Source organism: Thermomicrobiales bacterium (assembly GCA_041390825.1).
Classification (GTDB): Bacteria; Chloroflexota; Chloroflexia; order Thermomicrobiales; family UBA6265; genus JAMLHN01.
The window spans coordinates 60644-83528 of the sequence record JAWKPF010000010.1 but is presented as its reverse complement, the minus strand read 5'-3'; the positions used below and the strand labels follow the sequence as shown (position 1 = coordinate 83528).

The 22885-nt window shown below is 61.9% G+C and carries 12 protein-coding genes; 5 read left to right on the top strand and 7 right to left on the bottom strand.

All coding sequences use genetic code 11. The features are described 5' to 3' along the window. Window positions 1–12: 12 nt before the first annotated feature. Together R2855_06525 and R2855_06520 are read right to left on the bottom strand one after the other, a co-directional pair. On the bottom strand, window positions 13–1023 hold the full coding sequence (locus R2855_06525; GenBank protein ID MEZ4530671.1) for a hypothetical protein: 1011 nt from the start codon (window positions 1021–1023) through the stop codon (window positions 13–15). Window positions 1024–1223: 200 nt separating this feature from the next. Then, a complete protein-coding gene (locus R2855_06520; protein MEZ4530670.1) occupies window positions 1224–2168 on the bottom strand; it encodes a hypothetical protein in 945 nt (314 codons plus the stop codon). Between the two features lie 287 nt (window positions 2169–2455). Here R2855_06520 and R2855_06515 point away from each other — a divergent pair, with 287 nt between their 5' ends. Together R2855_06515 and R2855_06510 are read left to right on the top strand one after the other, a co-directional pair. Next, window positions 2456–3223 carry an MBL fold metallo-hydrolase gene (locus R2855_06515; GenBank protein MEZ4530669.1) on the top strand — a complete coding sequence of 256 codons (768 nt, stop codon included), beginning with the start codon at window positions 2456–2458 and terminating at the stop codon, window positions 3221–3223. 88 nt (window positions 3224–3311) lie between these two features. Further along, window positions 3312–4295 (top strand): DMT family transporter, encoded by a 984-nt coding sequence (locus R2855_06510; GenBank protein ID MEZ4530668.1) that lies wholly within the window; start codon window positions 3312–3314, stop codon window positions 4293–4295. Between the two features lie 962 nt (window positions 4296–5257). Here the strand turns inward: R2855_06510 and nadE are convergent. Together nadE and R2855_06500 are read right to left on the bottom strand one after the other, a co-directional pair. Beyond that, window positions 5258–7153, bottom strand: a complete 1896-nt coding sequence (nadE, locus tag R2855_06505; GenBank protein MEZ4530667.1) for an NAD(+) synthase — start codon at window positions 7151–7153, stop codon at window positions 5258–5260. Window positions 7154–7262: 109 nt separating this feature from the next. Further along, window positions 7263–8210, bottom strand: a complete 948-nt coding sequence (locus tag R2855_06500; protein MEZ4530666.1) for a universal stress protein — start codon at window positions 8208–8210, stop codon at window positions 7263–7265. A 168-nt stretch (window positions 8211–8378) separates the two neighbouring features. Here R2855_06500 and R2855_06495 point away from each other — a divergent pair, with 168 nt between their 5' ends. Then, entirely contained in the window at window positions 8379–9443 is a 1065-nt protein-coding gene (locus R2855_06495; GenBank protein ID MEZ4530665.1) for an SIS domain-containing protein, read from the top strand. Window positions 9444–9566: 123 nt separating this feature from the next. Here R2855_06495 and R2855_06490 read toward each other — a convergent pair whose 3' ends face one another. After that, window positions 9567–10748, bottom strand: coding sequence for an AI-2E family transporter (locus tag R2855_06490; GenBank protein ID MEZ4530664.1), 1182 nt, complete (start codon window positions 10746–10748; stop codon window positions 9567–9569). Window positions 10749–10874: 126 nt separating this feature from the next. Further along, the gene (locus R2855_06485; GenBank protein MEZ4530663.1) at window positions 10875–12362 is read right to left on the bottom strand and encodes a helix-turn-helix domain-containing protein; all 1488 of its coding nucleotides are present in this window, start codon (window positions 12360–12362) and stop codon (window positions 10875–10877) included. A gap of 193 nt (window positions 12363–12555) precedes the next feature. On the opposite strand from R2855_06485, the gene R2855_06480 reads away from it, so the two are divergent. Further along, window positions 12556–13338 carry an ECF transporter S component gene (locus R2855_06480; protein MEZ4530662.1) on the top strand — a complete coding sequence of 261 codons (783 nt, stop codon included), beginning with the start codon at window positions 12556–12558 and terminating at the stop codon, window positions 13336–13338. Between the two features lie 135 nt (window positions 13339–13473). Here R2855_06480 and R2855_06475 read toward each other — a convergent pair whose 3' ends face one another. Continuing rightward, the gene (locus R2855_06475) at window positions 13474–16284 is read right to left on the bottom strand and encodes an ABC transporter substrate-binding protein (protein ID MEZ4530661.1); all 2811 of its coding nucleotides are present in this window, start codon (window positions 16282–16284) and stop codon (window positions 13474–13476) included. Between the two features lie 792 nt (window positions 16285–17076). Here R2855_06475 and R2855_06470 point away from each other — a divergent pair. After that, complete coding sequence (locus R2855_06470; protein ID MEZ4530660.1) at window positions 17077–22737, top strand: LAGLIDADG family homing endonuclease; 5661 nt, start codon at window positions 17077–17079, stop codon at window positions 22735–22737. Window positions 22738–22885: the final 148 nt, after the last annotated feature.

Sequence of the window (22885 nt, the reverse complement as noted above, 5' to 3'; positions counted from 1 at the left end):
CTTTTGCGGCTGCTACCGATCGGTAGCAGCCGGCGTGCCGCTCGATTGGCCTGGCATCATCGACAGATAGACCCGCTCGTCGCTCGGACCATAGTTGTCGTAGAGCACCAGCGAATCCGCGTCGGCGCTTGCGATCGCCCAGCAGACATTACCCTCGATGGTTCCGCCTGTGAAGAGCTCGCGCGTCGGAAGCTCGTTGGGAATCGTGCCGCAGTCATCGTCGAATTGGTTGTACCCCACTGCCGATTGCCCAACGGCGTTGAGATCCGAGACATAGAACTGATCGGAGGTTGCTCCGACATAGGTGAGGCGCACAGTCGCCAAGAAATACTGTTGCCCGTCCGCGGGCGGTTCATTGAACGTGTTCTCTGCCAGGATCATCTCGGTTGCATCGGGAGTGACCGAAACCACGGTCAGCTCCCAATCCGGATGAATCCGCGCGGTTTCTCCCAAAGGGATCGGGTTCGCCCGGGTGCCGGCGCCAGTACTCGTCGTGCCGGTTGCGCTTTCGTCGGTCCCGGCCACCGGTGTCGCAGCGCTTTCTTCATCGTCGATCACGTCGGTCAGCTCGACTCCGCACGCGTCTTCGATTTGCTGCGCGGCGGCATCGAGATCCGTTTCGTTCGTTTCCAGCTGCTCGGCAAACATCAGCATGCCGAAAACTCCCGTAGTCGCCATGGTGGCGAACACGTCGCTCAGCAGCCCGAACTGTTGCAGCAAGAGCGCATGGAACTCTTCGGCGATCGCCGGCGGTTCGATCTCTCCGAAGGTTTCCTGCACGTTGGTGATTGCTTCGCTGGCGGCGGTGAATTGCTCGCTTGTCCAGGTATCGAGGTTGTCTTCATCCGATGCTGGGAACGTCTCTTCGAGCTCCTCGCCTGTTGCCTCCAACGTTGCGATGTACTCCTCGATGCCGGTGCAATCGGCGTCTTGCCGTGCTGCGGTAGGACTGGGTGCCAGGAAGCCTACCGCCGACAATGCGAGAATAAGACCCAACGAGAAGCGCCAGACCGCGGTGCTCACGATGTTCCTCCGATACCTTCCAACGATGACGTAAATGGTGCGCGGCGTGTTCGTATGACACCCCTGCGCGCACGATCCCGAAAATACCGCATACGGAACACAGATGCATTCCGGTGCCCGGAGAGCGGAGCGAATGGCCATACGTCGCGTGGGTCTATCTACGGTCTGCTACGGACAGGCGCCAATTGCAGCCACTAACCTCATCGATCTGCGGGCAGTACCGCGGACTTCTCCGCGTCCGACTCTGTCAACGCCAGGTACACACGGTCTTCCGGGGCTACGGAACTCGAATACATCACCAGTCCATCGATATCGCCTGTGCGGATCGACCAACAGATCCATCCATTCATCGTTTCCCCCGGTGAGATTTCGCGAATCGTGAGTGCGTCCGGGACCAATCCACAGTCATCATCGAATTGCCCATACACCACAGTCGATGGCCCCACCGCCCTGAGGCGGCCGACTGGAAAGGAGACCCCTTCCGCGCCATCGTTGGTCACTTCCATCCTGACGAGAACGTAGTGTTCACCATCTGGGGGCGGGTCGTTGAGCTCGTGGTGCGCCAGGATATCCTCGTCGCCGTCCGGAGTAACCTCAATCACGGTCACACTCCAGATACCGTCGTACACGACGGTGGATCCGATGGGAAACGGGGCGTCTCTACGGCCCGTAGCCGCGGGCGAAACGACGATCGACGCAGCTCCGATTCCGACCTCTTCGACACCATCGCCGTCGTGGTCGTAGATTGCAAGCGCACATTGTTGTTCCAACGCGAGCGCCTCATCAGCTATCCGCGCTGTCAAGTCGTCGACTTCTTCCTCCTTACCCAGGATGCCGAGAAACCCGATCACAGCCATGACATCGACCATGCTTGCCATCGCCTCGACTCCCTGTACCAGAAGGTCGTGGAAGGTCTGTGCGACTGCGGGCGGATCGAGCCTGTTCAGTTCTGCAAGATAGGTGCGTAAGAACTCCGCGGCAGCACGAAAATCGTCTTGTGTTGGTGGTTCGTCTGGGTCTCGCCCGACGTCGGTCGAGACGACTGCGCGATGACTCCCGATGGCAATCTCATCGAGATAAACAGCCAAAGCGGCGCATTCGGGTGGTTGGTTCCAAGCTGCGGCAATCGTGGTGAACGGGATCATACCCAAGACGATTCCGAGCAAAGCTGTACGTGCCAGTCTCCCTGCTGGCCGCAGATTGTGCTCTGCCATTGATTTCTGGGAGGCCATAGGACTCCTCTCGGGTCGCAAGTCGGCATGGTCAGTGTACCCAATCAGGCTGAGCATCTGCTCCGGGCACGCCTCGGTGATTCGAACCGTCCGGACCGGTCACGCGGACCGGCTCCGCGCGGTGTTCGGGGAACCGAGGGCCGCTATACTCGCCCAGGAACCGGGCCTTCCCGGACGAACAGGACTGCGCGCCGCTTTCGATGCTCACCCTCACATTCCTTGGCACCGGCACCTCCAACGGCGTGCCCATGATCGGCTGCGAGTGCGACGTTTGCACGTCCACTGATCCGCGCGATTTCCGCAACCGCACCTCCGCCTATCTCGTTTGGGGCAATCTCCATCTGCTCATCGACACCGCCACCGAGCTCCGCCTCCAGGCGCTGAACTTCGGCATCCGCGAGGTAGACGCGGTGCTTTTCACCCATGCCCACGCCGACCATACCGGCGGGTTCGACGAGTTGCGCCGCTTCAACGAGATCGCGCAGGCGCATCTTCCGGTCTATGCCGGTCCCGATACCGCTGCCGTCTTGCGCGAGCGATTTGCCTATGCGTTCGAAGACATCTTCCCCTTCTATGGAGGCAAACCCGATCTCACCCTGCACGAGGTGCGCGGTCCCTTTGAGATTCAGGGGAAAACCATCGTACCCATTCCCGTCGTTCATGGCCGCACCAATGTGCTCGGGTACCGATTCGGTCCGCTTGCCTATGTCACCGATGCCAAGATCGTGCCCGAGGAGTCGGTCGAGTTGCTGAAGGGGGTCGATACGCTCGTCATCAACGCCCTGCGTCAGAAACCGCATCCAACTCATCTCAGCTTCAGCGAGGCGATCGAACTCATCGAGTGCGTCTCCCCTCGTCGCGCCTACCTCATCCACCTTTCTCACGAAACGAGCCATGTGGCCGCCTCTGCCCTTCTTCCGGATGGCGTCGAGGTCGCGTATGACGGCCTGACGATCACCGTGGACTGACCTTCGTTCTCACAGGCGAAACCGTCGATCGTTCGTATTGGTAGTGCGATCTGCGCACGTCATCGGTAACCGGGAACAAGTGACAACCGTGACCACCCGAACTGAATCGATCGATTCCCGGCCAGCGCACCAATTCGCATTTCTCCCCGAACTTGCGCTCTTCTTTACCGTTTCGCTCTGGGCCTCGACCTTCATCGTCACCAAGGACGCGTTCACCCATTTCAACGTTATGGCGTTCGTTTTCGTCCGGTTCGGACTGATGATCGCCATGGCGTTCGCCATCCTGGCGGTCATCCGTGCGCGAAACCCTGCGACACGCACCCTCCCGGAACGAGCCGACCTGTTCCGATACCTTGGAGCCGGTTTGGCCGGGTTCACGGTCTATCAGCTCGGCTTCAATCTGGGACTCGACCGCACCTCGATCTTCTCCGCCTCCCTGTTGATCTCTACCAGCCCGCTCTTCACGATCCTCATACTGACGCTCATTGGCGAGCGCCCACCCGCTGCGGCCTGGATCGGGGTCGCCGTCGCGGTCATCGGCGTCGCGATCTTTCTCAGCGAGAAACAGGGCGGAGAGCATTCCGCCGCCGGCGACCTGCTCTGCATCATGGCCGCCATCGCGTTCGGCGTCTACGGTGTCATCAACCGTCCGTTGGTCGCGAGCTATCCAGCCGCCACCTACACCGCCTGGACCTTGTTGTTTGGCGGCGTTCCGCTCATGCTGGCCGCGCTTCCCGCGGCTCGCGATCAGAACTGGGGCGACCTGACCGGCCGCAGTTGGCTGGCGGTCATCTATATGGTCATCTTCCCGGTCTATGTGGCCTACATGCTCTGGAACTTCGGAATTGCCCGGCGCGGAGCTGCGGTCGCCACCAGCTTTGGGCTCCTCGTCCCCGTCATCGCTGGCATCCTCTCGGCGTTGCTCTACGACGAAACCTTCGGGCCCCGGAAGCTCATCGGCGCGGCGCTCGTTCTTGGCGGATTGCTTTTCATCCGCATTGGGCCGCGCTGGATCGGCCAACGTGCCGCCAAATCCACGATTCCTTCCAGAGGAAACCGGCTGGACGCTTGAGGACGGCCCGCCATCGCTCCGCGCAGTCCCACCGTTGAAACGCTGGGCTATACCCCTCAGCAATTCCCCGGATTCCGCATGAGATCCATCGCAACAAGCGTGATCCTATGGTGGCGATCTTTTTCTGATCGAGGAACAGGACAGCTATCTACGCGTGGCGTTGTTGCTCTCGGAAGGCGGAGCGTTGCATCACTCGGTCATGAGTGCATGGCGCGCAAGGCGCAAAGACTTCGGTGAGGTGCGAACGTGAGCAAAGCCGACGCAAATGTGATTCCAATTGAGAAACATGCAGGTGGACGTTGCTGGTTCGGCAAGCTTCTTCGAACGCTGAATTGACACGAAGAAGTAAGATAAGAGTGCTGGCTGCCTGAGGTAGAGAGTCTCCTATCTACGGTCGGATCAACCTGAAAAGGTAAGGCTATGCGGGAACGAGGAGCCCCGCCAGGCAGCTAGGTTTCTCTTTTCCACACCAGGCGACCTTGTCGGCCTTCGCGAGCATAGTCTTCGTGACGGGTTTGTCGCGCGCTGAGTATCGATGCGGCTAGCTCTTCTTTCAGGGGTAGCCAAATTGCTGCTCGCAGATAGTAGCTTCTCTCGTTGTCCAGGAGCCGCCAAAAGATGGCAATCTCTCCATCGCTCCTGTTCCGATGAATTTCGTCCGGATCGAGAGCAGTCGCAAGCACATGTGGAAGCAGGTGCCTGGTTTCTGGGTGCCGCGACAAGAGGTGTTCGAGCCGCTCGTGCGTCAAGATCATGCGGTCACTCTTGAGATCCGGCCAAGAGCGAAGCCGCTCTATGGGTAACCTCCCGATAGTCGCTAACTCACCCTGCCGCAGGAAGAGCACATTGCGTGCGATGCGTACTATTGAATCCTCGACTGTGAAAACTCGACGAACCGAGTCCGATTGCTCGTCAGGGGGATTCACCCCATGGCTTGACGTCATTTGGCTTTGTGATCGCAGCTACCGCGTCCACTCCGAACTCGTCACCACCGGCAGCTGCAACGCCCGTTCCCGCTCAAGATCCAGATTCCCGATGTGCAACGACAACGGCGACTGCACCCACTTGTAGATCGACTGCAGGAACAAGCGCACAAACTTCGCCACGTATCCATCGATTGTCTCGCGCGGGATCTCCGGGAACATCTCAGCGACGACGATCTCCACATCGGCCGGCGTCATCTTCTCCCCCGCAAAGAGATAGAAGCACGCGTCCAGCACCTTGAATGGCATCAACTCTTCTTCGCCGGTCTGATTTGGCGCCAATTCCGGACCGGCGGGTTTCTTCAGCACCGCAGCAATGCCCGGATACCCGCGCGTCTCCAGCAGATAGTCGAGCAGGTACATCACCACCGTCTTTGGCACATTCGCCAGCACCGCCAGGGCGCCCATCAGGTCGCCGCCAATCGTGGTGTACCCCACCGCTTTCTCGGTCATGTTCCCGGTTTGCAGGAAGAGACCCGACGCAGAATTCGACCAGTTCCACATACGCTGAGCCCGGATGCGCGCCTGGATGTTCTGTTGCGTGATCGGCGTGAGTGTCTGCCCCTCGTCCAGCATCGCCAGTGCGGCCTGCATCTCGCGCTCGAAGGCATCGTCGATCGACTCGATCGTCAGTGGCACGCCCAGATCGGCGCAAATCGTCTGCGCTGCAATCCTGGTCTCTTCTGATGAGAACCGCGACGGTTGATAGAACGCCCGGATCAGCGATCCTGGGTCATCCGGCCGCGCGGTGCTCGCATACCGATGCGCGATCAGGAGCGTAAGGAGCGAGTCGCGCCCGCCGGAGAGTGAAATGCCGATCAGCGCGAACGCCCGGTTCTTCTCGAAGTAGTCTCCGATCCCGAGCGCCAGCGCGTCCAGAATTTCCTCGCACAGCTGCGCTCGCGCCGAGACCATGGGAGCGTCCGCCGGCAAGAAAAAGCTCTTGTGGGCCGGAACCGGGTAGGTAAGGGTTGTCCGCTGCGCGGCAGTGGAAAAATCCTCGGCCGGAATCACCAGCATGTCCGGCGCGTCAAAGGTTTCCAGATAGTCGTGCAGGTCGTTGCGCCAGGTCGTGTTCTCGGCTCGCAGGCGCAAGGTGCGGTCCAGATCGACCACGGCGGTCGCGAACCCGCGCTGGAATCGCGTCGCTTCCAGCATGATCTTGCCGTTCTGGTTCACCCAGCCGCCGCCGTCGAAGATCAATCCGTCGTTCGAGCCGATCAGATTGGTGTACGCCAGGGTGCACTGGTTGTCCGCCGCACGGGTGGAAATCAACTCCCGCCGTGTCTGGAACACGCCAACCCGGAACGGCGACGCCGAGATATTGGCAATCAGCTCGGCGCCGGCATAGGTCCGCCGCCGCATGGGTCCTTCGGAGCTCCAGAGATCTTCACACACCTCCACGCCCAGGACGCCGAAATCGAACTGCACCACCAGATCGCCAAAGGGCACCCCCCGGTGCTCGTCGACGTGCAACGGCACCCCGCGCGACATCGTCCGCTGCTCGTAGAAGACGTTGTAGGTGGGTAGCTTCTCTTTGGGAACCAGCGCGCAGATCTCGCCCCCGGCGATCACCGCCGCGCAGTTGTAGTGCAACCCTTGATGATCGATTACGACCCCGGCCACCAATACCATTGGCAGATTGGCGGTGCGCGCCGCGACCGAGACCAGCGCGTCCCATTGCCGCTCCACGAACCCCTGCCATTGCACCAGGTCTTCGGGTTGATAGCCGCCGATCACCTGCTCGGGAAACAACCCGATCGTGACCGATTCCGCGGCCATCGCCTGTGCCATCGCCACCACCTGATCGGCGTTCGAATCGACCGCCCCCACCGTGGCATTGATATTCCCGAGCCCGATTTTGATGAGCCGCATGTGGCGTGTTCCTTATCGAGTCCAGTGTCCAAAGTTCAGAGATGGTCCTGAGCCCTGGGTCCTGAGTACTGAGATGACTCTGGACCGTTGTCGTCTCAGGGCCCAGAACTCAGGCCTCGGCACCCTCGCCCGTCGCCGGGACGAGCACCACCGGCGCGATCCGTTCGTTGATGATCTTCTGCGCCACGCTGCCAAGCAGGAACTTCCGGAACCCGGTGCGGCCATGACTCGTCATAACAATGAGATCGCCCGGCTCGGAGTAGTGATGAATCGCTTCCACGGTGCTCCCCTGCAACACGGTCTTGGTGATCCCGGCAGGAATATCTCCCAGCAGCTGCACGCCTTTGTCGAGCGCCTCGTCTGCTTGCGCAGCCAGATCGCTCTCGACCGAGTCGTAGAGTTCGGGAGTGATCGGCGCCAGGCCCTGACCCACCATCGAGAACTCGAGCGATGGATTGATGACCTGCACCAGCACCACCGGCGCCTTCGCTTCGCGCGCGAGCCGCGCCGCAACCGGCAACGCTTGCTCGGCAGTCTCGGAACCGTCCAGCGGGACCAGAATGCGGGTGATCGCCACCGATTGGATCGGATCATCCACCGGCGGCGCCGGGTGGATGATCAGGAGCGGCACCGGCGTCGAACGCATCAGCGTGTCGGCCACGCTCCCGAACGCCCAGCGGCTCAGCGCGCCCCGTCCGGAGCTGCTGATGGCCAGCATGGTCGCGTTGCGCTCACGCACGACGGCTTCGATCGCTTCCGCCGCGCTGCCGGCAAACGATTCCACTTCCGGTTTCTTCTTCAATACCGGATCCCAGCGCTCGCCGATCTCCGTCAGCCGCGCTTTCGCTGCCTCGCGTTCTTGCGCCACGAGGTCTTCCATTGTGATCTCCACATCGCCGAAGAGCCCGCGTGACGGACCGGAGGGGTAGACCGACTGGAAGAAGAGCAACGTGCCGCCCCGGTCGCGCAGCGCCTCGGCATAGGGGATCACCTGCTCGGATTGCTCAGATCCATCGAGCGGCACAACGATCAGCTCATGTTCGGGCGTCTTGGCCATGGACGATCCACCTTTCTCGAGATGGCGCGCCGGTTCTCGACCGGGCCGCGCGACGACTGCATTCCTGCGGTAAGTATCGGCGATCTGGTGCGTGCTCACCGGCCAACACCCAGACCTCTGCTACCATCGCCGCGCGACGTCGTATCTCATCGTTTCACAGGAGCATCCATGCCGCCGACAACTGATTCCTTCATGTACCAAACCATGCATCGCCAACCGGCCGATCTCCGCAACCTCATCGACAACGGTTGGGAACAGGCTGCCGAAGCAGCCGAAGTCATCGAGTCTGCTCGCCGGGTCTTCGTCACCGGCATTGGCACCAGCTACCATGCCGCCCTTGTCGGCGCCTGGTTCATCCGCGCCACTGGCAAGGACGCCCGCGCGGTCTCCTCGTTCGATCTCGCGTTCTATCCCGAATCCTGGACGCTGCATCCCGATGACGCCGTGGTGGTGATGGCCCACACCGGCGTCAAGACCTATTCGAAGGTCGCGCTCGAACGCGCGGTCGAGGCCGGCGCGGCGGTGATCTCCGTGGGTAGCGCCACCGCGGAGCACCCCGGCTCGCAGAAGATCATCCGCACCATCGAGCGGGAAAAGTCGGCCGCCTATACCTCGTCCCACCTCAGCGCCATGACCGCCCTCGCGCAGATGTCCTATCTCCTCGGCATGGAGTGGAATGCGTCCGGCATTCAGGGTTGGAAGGATCGGCTGACCGAGCTGCCCGATCTGATTCAGGGCATCCTCGACCGCCAGGATGACGTCAAGCCAATCGCCGCCAAAGCGATCGAGCGACGCACCTATGTTGCCGGCGCAGGACCGAACGAAGCGACCGCGCTCGAAGCAGTGATCAAAGTGCGCGAAGCCGCCTATGGCTGGATCGATGCGCTCGCCGCCGAGCAGTTCCTGCACGGTCCGCTCATCGGCGTCCACCCTGGCGATCTCGGGGTCATGATCAACGTTCCCGGAGCCGCGATTCAGCGCACGAGCGACATCGCCCGTGTGCTCGACGGCATCGGACTCGATCTCTGGCTCGTCGGCCAGGGTGTTCCCGCGATTCGCAATGCCACCGTCTTTGCCCTGCCCGACTTCCCCGAGATCCTGTCTCCGCTCCTGGCGGTGGTCCCCATGCAAATGCTCGCCTACGAGATGGCTGTCCTCAAGAACCTCAATCCGGACACCTTCCGCCGCGACGACGACACGTTCAAGAATGCATTGAGCGTGCTTACCTTGTAGCAGGCGGTAGGCAGCCGTCAGTAGTCAGTGGAGGCGGGGGCAGCGGCTGCGTGCCCTGACCGGGGTTGCAAAAACGGGTGTAGGAAGGCGGAAAGCGGCCATCTCGCCGCTACCGCTCTGCAGCTACGCCCCGCGTTCCCACACCTTGAGCGAGTTCATCTCGAATCCTATGGCGCCGCTCGGCAGCAGTCCTTCCTTGGCTGCGTCAGGACGCAGCCCATCCACCCGCCGCAACACATACACGCTGAGCGCCCGCAGGATCGCCGCTGCGGGGAGCGCCAGCACGACTCCCACCGCTCCGGCCACTTCGCCTCCAATCGCCAGCGCCAGCAGTACGATCACCGGCGGGAATTCGATCGAGTTCGACTGAATCTTGGGCGAGATGAACCACCCCTCCAGCGCCTGGATCAGTCCGAAGACCGCCACCATCCAAAGCGCCTTGTCCGGTTGGGTCACCAGCACGACCGGGAAGGAGACGACAAACGCGATCCACGGTCCCAGGATCGGCACGATCTCACCGAGAAAGGCGATCACCCCCAACGCCAACCACATCTCGATGCCGACTGCCCAGTACGCTGCCGCGGTAATCAGTCCTACCACCACCGAGCTGATGATCACCCCGCGGGTATATGCCGCCATGATGCCATCCGCGATCGCCGCCACCGCCAGTGTGTCATCCACCCAGCGTTCTGGCATCAGCTTGCGGATTTCCCGCTGCGCGCTCGGGCGATCGATCAACACATAGATCATGAAGACCGGCACGATGATGAAGGCAAGCACCGCCTCGATGATCGACCCGGTTGCGCTGAAGAGATAGTCGAGTAGTGTCGAGGCATAGTTCAACAGCGTCTGCCCCAGGTTGCTGAAGTTTTCGTTGATCCACGCCTGCGCCTCTTCGGGAGCCAATTCGTTGTACCAGTCGCTGATGCGCGAATCGGTCGTCAACTGGGTCCAGTACTCCGGGAACCGCTCGGCGATCTCATCGATATCGTCGATGACCGGTTGCGCAATGAGCGTGCCCAGCACGACCACCGAAACGATCAGGATCACCACCGACACCATCGTGGCGATCGGCCAGCGGAAACGCGCCAATCGTCCCTCTGCCGGCAAGCGTCCCGCGATCGCCCGCACCACCGGCAAGAGGAGATAGGAAAGGGTGATGGCGAGCAGATACGGGCCGAGCTTGCCGCGTGAGAGGTAGAGGATCGTCAGGGCGATGAGCACCAGAACGATCGTCACCAAGTGCCGCGGTTGAACGTCCCGCCACGTCGCGCTCTGCGTTTCCCGGTCCGCATCGTCTGGCATCCGCGCCCTTCTTCCCTACACTCGCTCGCCCAGATGGCAGGCAACGATCGAAGCGTACGTGAGGCGGGGGATGCTGCACACGCTCCGAAAGGAGTATCCGGGAGCAGGCGCTGGATGACGAATGCGCTATGGAGCCGGGGGCAGCATCGATGCCAACAACGCCATATGCAACGCCAGATGGCTTTCCGGGTTGATTGGCTCAGCGCCGGTCAATGTCCCGATCTGTTTCAGCCGGTACGAAAGGGTGTTGCGATGCACACCCAGCCGCGCAGCCGCTTCCACCTGCGAACCGCCCGCTTCCAGATAGGCCAGCAAGGTCGCCCGCAACGTCCCGCGCCGGTCGGCCGTCAGGAGCTTGCCCAGCGCATCGGATGCAAAGGCGTCGAGGTCCGGCGATCCCCAGAGCGGATAGAGGAGGCGATAAACCCCGACGTCGGCAACACGGTCGAACCGCACGGTCTCGCCGTCCACCAGCCCATGCTCGATCAACGCCGCCACGAAACGCGCCTGCCGCGCCGCTTCGGGAATTTGGCCTGCTCCGGACACTGGGCCCGAAATCGCTGACCAACGACCACGGGGAGCGGGAGGGCGCGGCGCTCCCGCAAGACGGGGCCTGCGCTCGGACTCCGGCGGTTTCACCCGTCCCCGCACCTCGATCAAGGTGGCGGCATAGGAGTCGAACTCGGCTGCGTCATGCACCGACCCATATGGCGCCAGATCACGCTGGATCGACAACCGGTCAGTGCCGCTCGAGCTCAGCACGACCCGATACGTCCCGCTCGCCGGAAGTCCAAGCGATGCTGCCCCGCGCGCCGCATCCGTTGCCGACGCAGAGAGGATTCCCGCCAGCGCCACCGCGCGCGCGCTTCCCCGCGGCCGAACGTCCACCGCATGCGCCAGGGCGGCTTCCACCGCTACGGCGAGACGGTCGGCCACCAATCGGGTCAAGGCTCGTCGATCGTTGGTTACCGGACCGAGCCAGAGCGTTTCGGAGCCCGCCAGCCGCGTGCCGTAATAGTCGCCATTCCAGGCGTGCGCGCCGGAGACCGCGCGCAGCCTGGGTGGGTTCCCGTTTTGCGGACCAGTCGATGCAACGAGCTCTGCATTCGCGCCGACCACCGCAACATCCATATCCAGATAGTCAGACGCCGACTTGAGCACATGCTCGACGTCGACACCCAGCGAATTCGCTTGTTGCAGAACGCGGCCGAGTTCGGTGCCAGATTGATAGATTGCGCCCCGCTGCTCGGTGAGCAGGCGGTTGACATCGCTCTCGAGATCGACCGGGATCGGATCGGCCAACAATCGCACCAACCCGCCCGGGGCGACGAACGGCGCATCGAAAATGATGCCGGTCGCGCCTCGGCTGGCGATTTCGCGCAAGAGCTCCTGCAAGGGGATGCCCGTATCCACGACGGTCCGTTGGGGAACGATGACGAGCTCGCCACCGCGCAAAGGGGGCAGCACCGGTTGCGACGCCCGCACCGTCACCACCCAGGTGACTTCGCGGTCCTCATCCGCGGCGCTGAGTTCGCTGCCGGCAAGGAGATCGTCGTGATAGAGCGATAGACGAGGTTCCCACGCGAGAAGATCGCCTATTGTAATTTCAGCCATCGCGACGTCACCTTGGAGCGTTGGGCGGCATTGTTAAGAGTGCACAGCGCCGGATCGATCATGTGCGGCCACATTATCACATTCGTCGTAGGGAATTGCGTGACAGGCGATCGTCTTGTCTGAGTTGCACAAATCGCACGCGGGGCGCCGGGAACACCACGGGCTCAGCGCCCAATCGTGGATTCTGGTCGGCGTGGCTTCGCTGGTTGGCGTTGCCGCCTTCCTCTATCCGTTTGTCGTGCCGATGCTCTCGCCAGCAGATGAGAATCGCGCCCGCGCTGGCGATGCGCCCATCCTGTTCGCGCTGGTCACCGTGCTTTGCCTGATCGCGATTGCCATCGAACTCGACCCGGCGGGCGAACGGCTCGGCGGGATCGCGGCATCCAAGCTGGTGGCGCTTCTCGGTGTGCTCGTGGCCGCCAATGCCTCGTTGCGCCTGATCCCGACGTTTCTTGGCGCCTCGCCCATCTTCGCGCTCATCATCCTGGTCGGGGCGGTCTTTGGTCCTGTTTTCGGCTTCCAGATGGGCGCGCTCACCCTCCTGGTCTCCGCGTTTCTCACCGGTGGAATCGGCCCGTGGCTCCCCTTTCAGATGTTGGGGGCGGGTTGGGTTGGCATGGCGGCGGGGTTCCTCCCACGGCCGGAGAATCAGCGTTCCCGTCTGCTAGTGCTGGCTGCCTTCGGTGCGCTTGCCGGATTTGCCTATGGCGCTCTGCTCAACCTCTCCTCCTGGCCCTTCGCCGCGCCAGGCGCCGGGCAGGATATCGGTCTCTACTGGAACCCTTCCCTTACGGCGGCCGAATCGGTCGAGCACTACGCCCGGTTCTATCTGGTCACCTCGCTCTGGTACGACAGTTTTCGCGCCGTCGCCAATGCCGCGATCATCCTGCTCATCGGAGCGCCGCTCCTGCGCACGCTCGATCGCTCCCGCGCTCATTTTTCGTGGCAGCCGTGGACGGCGCCAGACCACCGGTAGGCATGCTGGTCATGACGACAAGCTGGAACCGGTGCGGAAACACGTATTCCTGGACCGACGCCCTCGCGTAGGAGCAGTCCTCCGTGGCTGCCGAATTCAGCACCCATCGGACAGGCATATGTTCTCGGAGCAACGCTAAGATGCCGCCTCTGCCCCTGGATCGATTAGTTTGTCGAGGTCCGGATCGTTGTATCCCTTCAGCGTCCGCAGATCGAAATGATCGGGCCAGAACACCACGAGCGCCGATAGGGCCAGCACGATGCCCAGGATGATGACGACACCGGTGCGGATGTTGTCCTGCCCACCCGACAACCGCTCCCCTTCGCGGTAGACCAGGTAGTAGAGTCCCACCACTGCAGCGATTGTGAGCGGATACATCAGCCGGATGAACCCATCGAGGCGGCGCACGCGTCCGCGTCGTTTCGCCTTGTATGCCCGGTCGACCGCAATCGTCAGCAGCACGAGCACCGCGGACAGCGCGATATAGGCGTAGTACCCCCATTCGATGGCAACGTTATAGCCAATGTCCGGAAGCTGGCTCGAGATGGCATTGAGCATGACGGACGATGACAGCAGCGCTGTGATTGCAAAGCCCACGCGTGCGCCGGCTTGTTCCGCGGGGAACCAGATGGCGATATAGGTGACGAGGGTCAGCAGCGCAAGCGGCAGAAGATTCTTCGCGAGGAACGAGCTCACCTCGCGGCCGGTGTTCATCAGAACACGAAACTCGGAGTAGTAGACGATCCCTTCCGTGTCGTACGCATCTGCGGTGGAGGCAATCGACACCTGTTCGAACTCCAGATCGTGCACGATCCAGCTCGGAACGCGGTTGAAGGGGCGGGACAGATCGAATGAGCTTCGCAGCCGCTCTTCTTGCGTCATGGCGGTCGCTGCGGGATCGGCCACGTAGACGATGTCGTTTTGCGTCGAATCGGGGTTCTGGAAACGAATCGTCAATTGGTGTTGGTCCCAGGGATAGTCCGAAAAGTCCATCGGCTCGTTGAACGTTCCCTGAACACGAAAGAGCCGATAGTTCATCCCACTGGCCGTGACGGATTCAGAGAGCGGCTCCCCGAGCCCCAATGCGCTGTCAGCCGAGTTCGTGAACATGATGTTCAGCGGGGCATCGTCGCCGTTGTACCGGAAGTAGATATAGAAATCGGCGGTGTACGACTGACTCGATGTCGACAGGTCCCGCAGCTCGATCATCTCGACGCCGACATAGACCACCCGATAGCGGCGCACATAGTAGCCATCCAGCTCGATGACGCTGCCCGCGGCCAGCTCGGCTTCGATGTCGTAGTTCGTTTCGTTGTCGATGATGCGGTATTGCACCGGCGCGCTGATCAGCATTCTTTCGTCGAACATGCCGAGCGAAAGACCTTGCGGAGATCGGCCGCCCTCGGTGAAGTAGACCGGACCGGCCAGTCCCTGGAACCCGGTCGCTGGATCGGTCATCTTGCCCAGTTCACGGATGATCGTCGGACGAAGGTCGGGCAGTTCGGATCCCTCGGGAACATTCAGACCGCGTTGGGCGGCGAGCGCAAGCGCGTTCAGCGCGTCCCAGGTCTTCGCTGCGCGCCACCCCGGCGTTTTCTTGTATTCCTCCTTGTAGTTGTTGGCGAAGGAGAGCGTTGCTCCGCCCACCGAGTCGTACAAGAGCGGCGAAACAGCTACCAGGTTGTGCGTGAAGAAGCCGGGCTCGCTCTGTTCCTCGGTGAAAAACGCGAAGCGTTGCGCAAATCCCTGCGTGCCGATCGTCTCGGAACCGACGATGAGCGGATCGAGACCGGCCCTGCGGAGCTGCAGGATCATTTCGTAGGCATTGTCTTCGGTCAGCGCCAGGAAGAGCGTTCCCACATCGTCGGCTTCCTGCATCTCTTCGACGATCGACGCAATCGAGGCCTTTTGGTCGTCCCCAATCGTCCAGACATGCGAAATCGTGCCCTGTTGCCCGAACTTGTTCTCGAATGCAACGCCGAGCGACTCTTCGAAGGCGGAGGTTCCCTTCACGATGCTTGCCCGATCTTGTCCCAGATCGACCTGCAGATACTGGGTCAGAATCCGGGCCTCATCGGAGTTGGCGTAGATCGTGCGGAAGTAGTTTGGAAAGTCCGAGAGCGCATCGATCGTGGCCTGGCAGGTGATCACCGGCATGTCCGCCGCCGCATAGATCGGCGCGGCGGCCAACGAGGTGCCGCTCGTGCCGTGCCCCACCACGCCAACGATTCGGTCGTCGGCCACGATTTGCTTTGCGACCTCGACCGCCAGATCGGGATCGTTCTGGTCGTCGAAGAACACGAGCTCGACTTTGGGACCAACCGATATCGAGCTGTTGATGTCGTCTTGGGCAATCATGGCCGCGTTGCGCACTTCTCGGCCGATACTCGCATTCTCGCCGGTCAGCGGCGCCACCACGGCAAAGTGAATGGCATCCAGCGCTGGCTCGTCCGAACGAAGGAATGCGTACCAGGCGCCAACCAGGAGGAGCGCCGCGGCCGTGGCCAACGCAACCCAAACCCAGGGTCTCCGCAGCGGCGTGGCCGCGGGTCCGCTCGCCTTGTCGCTTGACCGGCGCCAAGGCAGCTTCTTGCGAAACGAGCTGGCGGTCGCGGGTTTTGCTGCCTGCAGGCTTGGCGGGAGGCCGGGCTTCGCCAGATCGCGGATCGCTGCTGGCACGGCAGGTTCGACGCGTGCCGTCCGCAGTGCTTCCCGTTTCGGGAGACCCGCGCTGTCGGGATTGATCGCCACCGCCCGGTCGAGGCAGTAGCGTTTCTCTCCCAGGTCGTCCGATGCCTCCGCGAGCCAGAGCCACGCAACCTCGTTCTCCGGCTCTTCCCGGAGCGCTTGCGCGAAGAGATCCCGCGCTCCTGCCAGATCGCCATCGTCGAATCTCTGGATACCGTGATTGAGCAGGCCCAAAGCCGACTTGGGATCACTATCCATCGGGGGTGGTTCTCCTGAGGCGCGCTGTCTTTCCTGTCGCCTATGTCGGAAACTCGATGAGCGCGCTGTGCATGCTCACAAGAGCTGAAGCTCCGCAAAACAGCTGATTGCCTGTGTCGTGCTGGGAACGGACGCAACAATGGCAATCGCGCAACGATCGGTAGCCGTTCGCCATTCTGCACATGTTTGACGAACGAAAATTCGCACAATGATACGTTGTTCTCGGTCGGTCATGTCCACCCCCCGGCGGACCTCTGCAGCTGCCCGTACAAGCTATGGCGGTTCCGATCGAGGTGTCGGCTTGACAGAACCGCTGTGCGACGCTGGGCCGAATCGAAAGAAATCCCCTTGATTTGCAGAGATTTGACTACTGTGATTTGCAGGCGCGTGCGAGGGGTCGACTCGATGTCACACCTTGGTTTTCGCATAACGCCCGATGGGAATTGCCAAGGGTCAATCCTGTACGTACACTCCTGAAAACTACAAGATGTGACCGCGTGGCAAGTGTTGAATTTGCGGCTGTGGGAACGTAGACTGAGTCGGACAGAAGTAGCATATCTAGTAACCCGACAGAGCGCTAGCTACTACTTCTTGTGGTTCCACTGTAAAAACTCGTGGGATCGATCTTGTCGGTGGGAGTGGGTGCACCGAGGGCGGCGTTGGCCGTCCCTTGGCGTCGCTGTCGCCGGGCGTCGCAGTGCGGTTTCGTCACACGCGCGGGTATGTGATGGCCATCGAGATGGACGGGCGGCCGGGCTGTGGGCCGCCGGTGGAAAGGTTCAGGCGGAGATCATGGAGAAAACGCGCAAGCGCGCCACCGTGAAGTCGAAGAAGGCGATGAAGGGACTCACCATTCCTCGCTACTACACGCAGGCGGGCGCCGATCCATTTGCTTCGACAGCCTGGACCATGCGCACCTCGCGCATCACGAATCCGGACGGATCGGTCGTTTTCGAAATGAAGGATGCCGAGATTCCGGCTGGCTGGTCGCAGGTCGCCGCGGACATCATGGTCTCCAAGTACTTCCGCAAAGCCGGCGTGCCGCAGTATGCCGCCGATGGCAGCATCATCCGCGATGAGAACGGCGAACCGGTCCTTGGCCCAGAGCGCTCCGCCAAGCAGGTGTTCAACCGTCTCGCCGGCTGTTGGCGATGGTGGGGCGAAACGCACGGCTACTTCGCCACCGAGGCCGATGCCCAGGCGTTCTACGATGAGCTCGTCTACATGCTCATCCACCAGATGGCCGCGCCCAACTCGCCCCAGTGGTTCAACACCGGCATCAACTACGCGTACGGCATTACCGGTCCCGCCCAGGGCCACTTCTACACCGACCCGATCACGGGCGAGGTGAAGGAGTCGGATGACGCTTACACCCACCCGCAACCCCACGCGTGCCAGCCATGGGAGGCCCGCGTTTCGACCCCAACTGGGCCGATGCCAATCGGCGACATCGTCGATCGCAATCTCGTTGGACTGCGCGTCTACGACGGCACGTCCAATGGTCTGGGCACGACGCGAGTCGTCGCGGTCAAAGCGAACGGCGAAAAGCCGGTCTGGCGCATCGTTCTCAAGAACGGTCAGGCGATCGAGGCAACACCGGATCACCTGATCCAGGTGCGCGCAAAGCGCCGCGCTCAGGCCATGTGGAAACGCGTCGACGAAATTGGCCCCGGCGACCGTCTCTTGCACGCCACCGTCACGCGCGTAACCGATCTGTCCACAGTCGAGGCGACCGATGAGGCCGCGCTGGTTGGATGGCTCCAGGGCGACGGATTCGTGGGGCAGTACGACCATGGCACGAACCGCAGCCTGACCATGGAATTCATCACGATCAACGATGACGAGTTCCGGCACGTCATGGAACGAGTCGAGCGGGTCTTCCCACGCCACCATGTCAAGGTCCGTGCTGTCGAGAGCGCGGACGATGCGCTCGATATCCGCCGCATCCGCCTCTATGGCGAAGAGCTGCGACCGTTTGTCGAGAAGTACGAGCTGTTGCGAGGCAACGACGAGCTGAAGGTTCCTGCCGCCATCGAGCGCGCGGGCGCCGAGGCGCAGCGCGCCTATCTGCAGTCGCTCTTCCAGGCCGATGGCACGGTCCGCTTGCGCCAGCGCGCGAGCCGCACGTCCGATATCGTGCTCACCACCGTTTCCCAGCCGTTGGCAGCAGGCGTGCAAACTCTGCTTGCCAACCATGGCATCTATTCCCGCATTAGTCGCGGCAGCGACAAGCGCGAAAATCGCCGCACGCCGTATCAGGTTTCGATTGACTACGCGACGGCTCGCAACCGATATGCCGAGATGATTGGGTTTGTCTCTTCTGATAAGAAGGGCAAGCTCGATCTCGCGTGCTCACCCGAGTTTCCGGGCAAGGAGCTACCGGCGCTTCGGGAGGAAGTTGTCGACCGCATCGAAATGACAGGCGTACGCCCGGTCTATGACATCCAGACCGAGAGCGGTCAGTACCTTTCCAACAACGTCATCGTCCACAACTGCTTCATCCAGTCCATCAATGACGATCTCGTCGGCGAAGGCGGCATTATGGATCTCTGGGTCCGTGAGGCGCGGCTCTTCAAGTACGGTTCCGGCACCGGCACGAACTTCTCCAACCTGCGGGGTGAAGGCGAGCCGCTTTCCGGCGGCGGATCGTCCTCTGGCCTGATGAGCTTCCTGCGCGTGGGCGACCGCGCCGCCGGGGCTATCAAGAGCGGCGGCACCACTCGCCGCGCTGCCAAGATGGTCTGCCTCGATGTCGATCACCCTGATGTCGAAGCCTTCATCGGCTGGAAAGCCAGCGAAGAGAAGAAAGTTCAGGCCCTCATCGACGCCGGTTACTCCGCCGATTTCAACGGTGAGGCATACGCTACCGTCTCTGGCCAAAACGCCAACAACTCGGTGCGCATCTCCAACGACTTCCTCGACGCCGTTCGCGCCGATAGCGATTGGAATCTCATCCGCCGCACCGACGGTTCGGTCCACAAGACCGTGCGCGCACGGGACATCTGGAACCAGATTGCCGAAGCCGCCTGGAAATCCGCCGATCCCGGAGTCCAGTACGACACCACCATCAACGAATGGCACACCTGCCCCGAATCCGGCCGGATCAACGCGTCGAACCCGTGCGTGACGGGCGATACCCTGGTGGCAACGACGTCCGGCCTCCGCCGAATTGAGGACTTGGTCGGCCAGACTGCTGAGATCGTTGCCGGCGATGGCGAAGCAGCTCAGGTCACGCGCATCTTCCCGACCGGGATCAAGCCGGTGTATCAGTTGCGCACCAAAGCGGGATTCGGGCTGCGGCTGACTGCCGATCACAGGGTTCAAACTGCAAACCGAGGTGATGTGCCAGCCTCAGAGCTCCAGCCGGGCGATCAACTCATGCTGCAGGGCGCGGGTTTCGGAAGTAGAAGCTTGCAAGCCGATGTTGCCGAAGTCATCGGTGCAGCGGTTGGTGATGGTTGCATGACCGGAGCTCAGGGGCACGTGTTCATCACCGTCAGCAAGAACGAGCGTGCGCTCGCAGAGCAGCTCGCGAATGGTCTCGCCGCGATCACTGCGCAGGACGAAGATGGCCGTGCACGCCGGACTCGTACCGTCACCGAAACGCCAACCTCGCTTCGGGTAGGCACGTCTGCAGCACCAGTGCGCAGCCTAATGAGCCGGTATGCGGTTATCGACCATGGTGCGGCTTCCAAGCAGTTCACAGACGCTATCTATGACCTTGACCGTGCTACCCAGGCGGCGATTCTGCGCGGACTATTCACAACGGATGGCACCGTCGCGGACTACGGGGACAAGTCGCAATACATTTCGCTCGATAGCACATCGATCGAGCTGCTGGAGCAGGTTCAACTCATGCTCCTCTCATTCGGCATCAAGGCGAAGCTCTATCGTGACCGCATGCCGGCTGGTGAGCGGGACGTCAAAGGTGCGGTCTACCAGCGTTCTGCAATACACAGCCTACGTATCAGCCGAAGTGGCCGTTTCCAGTTCGAACGGGAAATCGGTTTCATGTCGAGCAGCGATAAGGCGGCCAGGCTTGCTTCGCTGAACGCACGCGTCTCAACCTATTCCGAACCGATGACCGACACGATGGCCTCGCTCACGTTGATTGGCGATGAGCCGGTCTACGACCTGACCGAGCCACGCACGAATCACTTCGTGGCGAACGGCCTCGTTGTTCACAACTGCTCTGAGTACATGTTCCTCGACAACACGGCCTGCAATCTCGCCAGTCTCAACATGATGAAGTTCGTGGACGAGGAAACCGGCGCGGTCGATATCGAGGGCTACCTGCACGCGGTGCGTGTCTGGACCATTGTGCTCGAGATCTCGGTCCTTATGGCGCAGTTCCCGAGCAAGGAGATCGCCCGGCTCTCGTACGACTTCCGCACCCTCGGGCTCGGCTATGCCAACATCGGCACCGCGCTGATGCTGCGTGGGCTGGCCTACGATTCGGACGAGGCCCGCGCGTTCACCAGCGCCATGACCGCCATCATGACCGGCGAGTCGTATGCAACCTCCGCTGAGATGGCTCGGCTGCTCGGTCCCTTCAGGGAGTACGAAAAGAACGCGCCGCACATGTTGCGCGTCATTCGCAACCACCGCCGCGCCGCGTACAACGCCCCGGCCGCGGAGTACGAGGGACTGACCGTCGCGCCGATGGGTCTCGATGCCGATCTCGCCCCTGGCGAGCTGGTGGCCGCGGCCAAGGACGCCTGGGACCGCGCGCTGGAACTCGGCGAGCAGTACGGCTATCGCAACGCTCAAACCACCCTGCTGGCGCCCACCGGCACCATCGGTCTGCTCATGGACTGCGACACCACCGGCGTCGAGCCCGACTTCGCGCTCGTCAAGTTCAAGAAGCTTGCCGGCGGTGGCTATTTCAAGATCGCCAACCAGAGCATCGAGCCGGCCCTGCGTAACCTCGGCTACAGCGAGACCGAGCGCAAGGCGATTCTCGACTATGTGCTCGGCACCCTCACGCTCGATGGCGCGCCGTTCGTCAACCGCGCGTCGCTCACGGCCAAGGGGTTCACTGACGCCGATATCGACAAGGTCAACGCGACGTTGCCGGGCGTTTTCGAGCTTCCGTTCGCATTCAATGTCTGGACTCTGGGCGAAGAGGCGTTGGCCCGGGTTGGCATTTCCAAAGAGGAGAGCAGCGCGCCCGGATTTGATCTGCTCAAGCGGCTGGGCTTCACGCTGGCCGAGATCGAGGCAGCGAACGAGCACATCTGCGGCACCATGACCGTCGAAGGCGCGCCCTATCTGAAGGATGAAGACCTGCCGGTCTTCGACACCGCCAACAAGTGCGGCAAGAAGGGCACCCGCTTCATCCACTACATGGGGCATGTCAAGATGATGGCCGCCGCCCAGAGCTTCCTCTCCGGCGCGATCTCCAAGACGATCAATATGCCCAACGAAGCGACGGTCGAAGACATCCTGGATGCCTACGAACAGTCCTGGCACCAGAGCCTCAAGGCGATGGCGATCTATCGCGACGGGTCCAAGCTCAGCCAACCGCTCTCCACCAAGTCCGGTTCCGGCGCGGCTGCCGCCGTCAGCGAGGAAGCCATTCAGCAGCGGATCGATGATGCGGTCGCGGCAGCGGTTGCCGATGCGCTGGCCAAAGCCGAAGAGGAAAAGCAAGCCGCGGTGGCAGCCGCTGTCGCTGCAGCGATCGGCCACCCGGAACCGTATCGCCGCCGCCTCCCGGCGCGCCGCACCGGTTTCACCCAGGAATCGCGCGTGGCGGGACACAAGGTCTTCCTTCGCACGGGCGAGTACGAGGACGGCCGCCTTGGCGAGATCTTCATCGACATGCACAAGGAGGGCGCGGCCTTCCGCTCGATGATCAACTGCTTCGCCATCGCGGTCTCCAAGGGCCTGCAATACGGCGTGCCGCTGGAAGAGTTCGTGGAGACGTTCACCTTCACGCGCTTCGAGCCGCAGGGCATGGTCAGTGGCCACCCGAACATCAAGATGGCCACCTCGATCATCGACTACACCTTCCGCGTGCTCGGGTTGGAGTACCTCGGCCGTACCGATCTGGCGCAGGTTCCGCCCGATCTCGACGACGCTGACGATGAGCAGTACGGCACTCCGGAGTACAGCGAGCCCTTTCGGGCAGTAGCTGCCGAAGCGGAATCCGAAGCCGCAACGGCCGAGCCAGTGGCGGCGGTCGCGGTCCCGGTTGCCGAAGCAACCGCCAGGACCAACGGCCACACGAACGGCAACGGGAATGGCCAGAACGGTCACAGCCACTATGGGGAACTGGAAGTGAGCTACGAACGGAGCACCGCCACGCTTACCCTGAGCGGCGCGCTCGACGCCCAGCTCTCCGAGATGATGGGCGACGCCCCGTTCTGCGACAACTGCGGGCACATCACCGTTCGCAACGGCTCCTGCTACCGTTGTCTCAACTGCGGCAACAGCCTCGGCTGCTCGTAGCCAGTAACCAATCGAACCATGGGCGAGAGCCACCCAACGACTAAAGCTGGGCGGCTCTTGTTTGTCTGAAATCAAGGTGCTCAATGAGAATCACGCGTATATGGATAGAAAGCTGGCGCAATTTTCGTAACCTAGAGATCGTAGTGCC